6 protein-coding genes and 1 pseudogene are annotated in these 4,433 nt (G+C 73.9%); 6 read left to right on the forward strand and 1 reads right to left on the reverse strand.

Translation table 11 applies throughout. The annotated features are described in order from the left end of the window. Both HMPREF0731_RS11505 and HMPREF0731_RS11510 read left to right on the forward strand, forming a co-directional pair. Positions 1–845, forward strand: an 845-nt coding sequence (locus tag HMPREF0731_RS11505) for a Bug family tripartite tricarboxylate transporter substrate binding protein (RefSeq protein WP_007004298.1), incomplete at its 5' end; no start/stop codon positions are given. A gap of 92 nt (positions 846–937) precedes the next feature. Next, complete coding sequence (locus HMPREF0731_RS11510; protein ID WP_007004299.1) at positions 938–1,813, forward strand: 2-keto-4-pentenoate hydratase; 876 nt, start codon at positions 938–940, stop codon at positions 1,811–1,813. A 68-nt stretch (positions 1,814–1,881) separates the two neighbouring features. Here HMPREF0731_RS11510 and HMPREF0731_RS11515 read toward each other — a convergent pair whose 3' ends face one another. Beyond that, entirely contained in the window at positions 1,882–2,265 is a 384-nt protein-coding gene (locus HMPREF0731_RS11515; RefSeq protein WP_007004300.1) for a DUF1622 domain-containing protein, read from the reverse strand. 119 nt (positions 2,266–2,384) lie between these two features. Here HMPREF0731_RS11515 and hisF point away from each other — a divergent pair, with 119 nt between their 5' ends. From hisF to HMPREF0731_RS25365, 4 genes and pseudogenes are all read left to right on the forward strand, one after another. Next, positions 2,385–3,161: an imidazole glycerol phosphate synthase subunit HisF gene (gene hisF / locus HMPREF0731_RS11520; RefSeq protein ID WP_007004301.1), complete on the forward strand. Its 777-nt coding sequence runs from the start codon at positions 2,385–2,387 to the stop codon at positions 3,159–3,161. After that, complete coding sequence (locus tag HMPREF0731_RS11525) at positions 3,161–3,730, forward strand: phosphoribosyl-ATP diphosphatase (protein WP_007004302.1); 570 nt, start codon at positions 3,161–3,163, stop codon at positions 3,728–3,730. The genes hisF and HMPREF0731_RS11525 overlap by 1 nt, the downstream gene beginning before the upstream one ends. 62 nt (positions 3,731–3,792) lie before the next feature. Beyond that, positions 3,793–4,176 (forward strand): histidine triad nucleotide-binding protein, encoded by a 384-nt coding sequence (locus HMPREF0731_RS11530; protein WP_007004303.1) that lies wholly within the window; start codon positions 3,793–3,795, stop codon positions 4,174–4,176. 71 nt (positions 4,177–4,247) lie between these two features. Then, positions 4,248–4,433, forward strand: a pseudogene (locus HMPREF0731_RS25365) (hypothetical protein); the annotation flags it as partial.

The following is a 4,433-nucleotide window of genomic DNA, read 5'->3' on the forward strand; positions in this document are numbered from 1 at the left end:
CCGAGCGGCTGGGCCCGGCGCTGGGCCGCACCGTGCTGGTGGACAACCGCGCCGGCGCCGGCGGCGTGCTGGGCGCCGACGCGGTGGCCAAGGCGGCGCCGGATGGCGCGACGATCGGGCTGCTCGGCCTGACCACCTGGACCGCCATGCCCTTCATGTTCAGCCGCCTGCCCTTCGATCCGGCGAAGGATTTCACCCCGCTCAGCCTGATCTCCGCCGGCTCGCTGCTCTGCGTCGTCAATGCCGAGACGGCGGCGAGCCGCGGCTGGAGCGATTTCCGCGCCCTCATCGCCTGGGCGCGGGCCAATCCGGACAAGGTGACGATGGGCAGCTCGGGCACCGGCACCTCCTCGCATCTCTGCCTGGCGGCGGTGAACAAGGCGACCGGGGCGGGCATCCTGCACGTGCCCTATCGCGGCGGCGGCCCGGCGATCCAGGACCTGCTCTCGGGCAATATCGACATGATGTTCGACGTGATGCCGGCGCTGATGCCGCATGTCGCCTCGGGCAAGCTGAAGGCGCTGGCCGTCTCCTCGGCGCGGCCGGTCGATTCGGCGCCGGGCGTGCCGGGCATGGCGGAGTTCGCCGATCTCGGCCTCGGCCGGGTCGATATCGTCACCTGGAACGCCATCGCCGCCCCCGCCGGCCTGCCGGCGCCGCTGGCCGAGCGGCTGGCCCAGGCGGTGCGCCAGGCCGGTGCCGAGCCGGAGTTCCGCGAGCGGTTGCGCCCGCTGGGCTACGAGGCGGTGACCAGCGCCACCCCGCGCGAGCTGGAGGACCTGATCGCGCAGCAGCGCCCGGTCTGGCGCGAACTGGTCGAGCTCTCCGGCGCCCGGCTGGACTGAGGCGGCGGAAAAGCGCCGCATGCGCGGGGAGGCCATTCCCCGCCCCCGGCTTTCCGGGCAGGCTGTGCGCGTCCAAGCCCGCGGAGGAAACCATGTCCCGCCTGACGGCCCTGTCGCTGGCCGCGCTGCTGGCTGCCAGCCCGGCCCTCGCCGCCGACCCGCAGCCCAACTGCCCCTCCGAGGCGGCGATGCAGGCCATGGCCGCCTCGCTGCTCTCCAACGCCCCGGTGCCGGCCTTCCCCGGCCGCATGACGCTGGCCGACGGGCTCTGCGCCCAGGCGCGGCTGGTGCCGGCGATGCAGGCCGAGCTCGGCCGCGTGGTCGGCTGGAAGGTGGGGCTGACCAATGACGCGGCGCAGCGCCGCTTCGGCGTGCCGCACCCGCTGGCCGGCCCGATCTACGAGGCGACGGTACGCGCCCGCTCCGGCGCCGAGCTGCCGGCGCGCTTCGCCGCCGTGCCGGTGATCGAGGCCGACCTGATCGTGCGGGTGAAGGACGAGGGCATCGCGACGGCGGGCGAGGACCATGTCGCCATCCTGCGGCATCTCGACCAGCTGGTCCCCTTCATCGAGATGCCCGACCTAGCGCTGGCCGACATGAAGCAGATGGACGGGCCGAACCTGCTGGCGATCGGCGTCGGCGCGCGGCTCGGCGTGGTGGGGGAGGCGATCCCGGTGCAGGCCGATGCCGCCTTCGCCGAGCGGCTGGGCCGCATGCAGGTGCGCTTCGCCGACGACCAGAAGGAGCTGTCCAGCGTGCCCGGCAGCGCGCTGCTCGGCCATCCGCTGAACGTCATCCCCTGGCTGGTGAAGGACCTCGCCGCGCGTGGCCAGGCGCTGCGGGCGGGCGACCTGATCTCGCTCGGCGGCTTCTCGCCGGCCCTGCCGGCCGAGGCCGGCCGCCGCTACAGCGTGACCTACACCGGCCTGCTGGAGCAGCCGGTCGAGGTCAGCGTCACGCTGCGCTGACGGCGGGTGCAGGAGGGCCCATTCTTTCCTGGTCCCCCTGCCGGGGGAGCTTGAGGGGCGAGGCCCCCTCAAGCCTGCGGCCGGTGATGCGTGCCGGCGCGCTCGGCGGTCTCGGGATGCGCCGCGGCGGCGGCGATCTCGCGCTCCAGGAACAGGTTCAGCACGGTGCGCAGCGTGGCGATGGCGGCGAGCTGGCCGATCTCGTCCCAGCTCGGCGCCACCACGGTGCGCAGGATGTCGGCGGCCAGGGTGATCTCCAGCGCCACCGCCAGCCAGCGCGCCAGGTGCAGGCGGATCGCCAGCTTGGCGGTGTCGGGGCGCGCCTCGCGCCGGGCCAGCAGGCGCAGCATGCGCCAGGCCGCCTCCAGCACCGCGATGGCGATGACCAGCGCCGCCAGCGCCTCCGCCGCCAGCACGATGCCCTCGACCATCCGGTTGACCGCTGCCTGCATGCGCCGGCAACGCCGTGGCCGCGCGGCGGTTGATGCGGCGGGCGGCGCTGCGCTCTTGACCTCGGCGCCGCGCCGGCGCATCGGCTCTGTCTCGCCCCCTGGCTGGAGAACCGTCCCGCATGCTCGCGCTCCGCGTCATTCCGTGCCTCGACGTCAAGGAAGGCCGCGTCGTCAAGGGCGTGAACTTCGTCGCCCTGCGCGACGCCGGCGACCCGGTGGAGCAGGCCCGCGCCTATGACGCGGAAGGGGCGGACGAGATCACTTTCCTCGACATCGGCGCCACGCATGAGAATCGCGACACCATGTATGACGTGGTGTCGCGCACCGCGGCCGAGGTGTTCATCCCGCTGACCGTGGGCGGCGGCGTGCGCGCGGTCGAGGATGTGCGCAAGCTGCTGCTGGCCGGCGCCGACAAGGCCAGCATCAATTCCGCCGCCGTCTCCGACCCCGAGCTGGTGCGCCGCGCGGCGCAGGCCTTCGGCAGCCAGGCCATCGTGGTGGCCATCGACGCCCGCAAGGTCGCCGAGGGGCGGTGGGAGATCTTCACCCATGGCGGCCGGCGCGAGACGGGCATCGACGCGCTGGGCTGGGCCGAGCGGATGGAGAGCCTCGGCGCCGGCGAGCTGCTGGTGACCTCGATGGACCGCGACGGCACCAAGTCGGGCTTCGACCTCGACCTGCTGCGGGCGCTGCGGGCCCGGGTGCGGCTGCCGCTGGTGGCCTCGGGCGGGGTTGGCGCGGTCGGGCATTTCGTGGAAGGGGCGGAGGCCGGGGCCACCGGGCTGCTGGCCGCCAGCGTGTTCCATTACGGCGAGATGCGCATCGGCGAGGCGAAGGCGGCGCTGGCCGGGGCGGGCTTCCCGGTGCGTCCGAATCCAGTGCGGAAGGTGGCCTGATGGCGAAGGATACGAAGAAGAAGCCGGTGAAGGCCAAGGCGGCGCCGAAGAAGGCGGCGGTGAAGAAGGCCGCGACCAAGGCCGCCGCCAAGGCCGCGCCGAAGCCGGCGCTGCCGCTGCCGCCGGAGATCCCGGCCGTGGCCCGCCCGCGCAAGGCGACGCTGAAGGCCGAGGCGCGGCACCTGGCGCCGCTCGACGTGCCGGTGACCGGCGACATCGCCGTGCTGGCCCGGCTGTGGGAGACGGTGGAGGCGCGCCGCCTCTCCGGCGACACGCTCGGCTCGCATTCCGCCCGGCTGATCGCCCGCGGCACGCCGAAGGTCGCCCAGAAGCTGGGCGAGGAGGCGGTGGAGTGCGTCATCGAGGCGATCCAGGGCAACCACCGCGAGACGGTGATGGAGAGCGCCGACCTGCTCTACCACCTGATCGTGCTCTGGGTGGATGCCGGCATCCGCCCGGAGGAGGTCTGGGCCGAGCTGGAGCGGCGCGAGGGCATCTCCGGCATCGCCGAGAAGGCGTCGCGGCCGAAGGGCATCGTCCGCGCCGCCGAGACCACCAAGCTGCCCTGACCCCCGCATCCCGCCGCGCCCGGCCCGGGCGCCGCGCCACACGTCCCAGGAGGAGAACTGCCATGCCGGTGTCCGGCCTGCCGCCCTATGACGAGGGCAACATCTTCGCCCGCATCCTGCGCGGCGAGATCCCGGCGCGGAAGGTGCTGGAGGACGAGCACGCCCTGGCCTTCCACGACATCGCGCCGCAGGCGCCGGTGCATGTGCTGGTGATCCCCAAGGGGCGCTATGTCTCGGTGGCGGATTTCTCCGCCTCGGCCGGGGCGGAGGAGGTGGCGGGCTTCTGGCGCGCCGTGGGCCAGGTGGCGCGGCAACTCGGGCTGGAGAGCCAGGGCTACCGGGTGCTGACCAACATGGGCGAGGATGCCGGGCAGGAGGTGCCGCATTTCCACGTGCACATCCTGGGCGGCCGCCGGCTCGGCCCGATGCTGGCGAAGCAGGGCTGAGCGGCGCGCGCCGGCCGGGCTTGATCCGGCCGGCCCTTGATCCCGCGCCCGGGCATCGCCATCCCAACCGCATGGCTGATCCGATCCAAGAGGCCGAGGCGCGCAGCGCGCTGGACGCCGCAGGGCAACTGCCGGATGCCGAGCTGGATCTCGGCCTGGTGGCGCTGCAATTCGCCCGCATCGACGCGCCGCAGGCCGATTGGCGGGCGGCCGCCGCGCAGCTCTCCGCCCTGGCGCGGGAGGCGGTGGCCGGGGCC

Origin of the sequence: Pseudoroseomonas cervicalis ATCC 49957 (assembly GCF_000164635.1) — a bacterium.
Taxonomy (GTDB): Bacteria; Pseudomonadota; Alphaproteobacteria; order Acetobacterales; family Acetobacteraceae; genus Pseudoroseomonas; species Pseudoroseomonas cervicalis.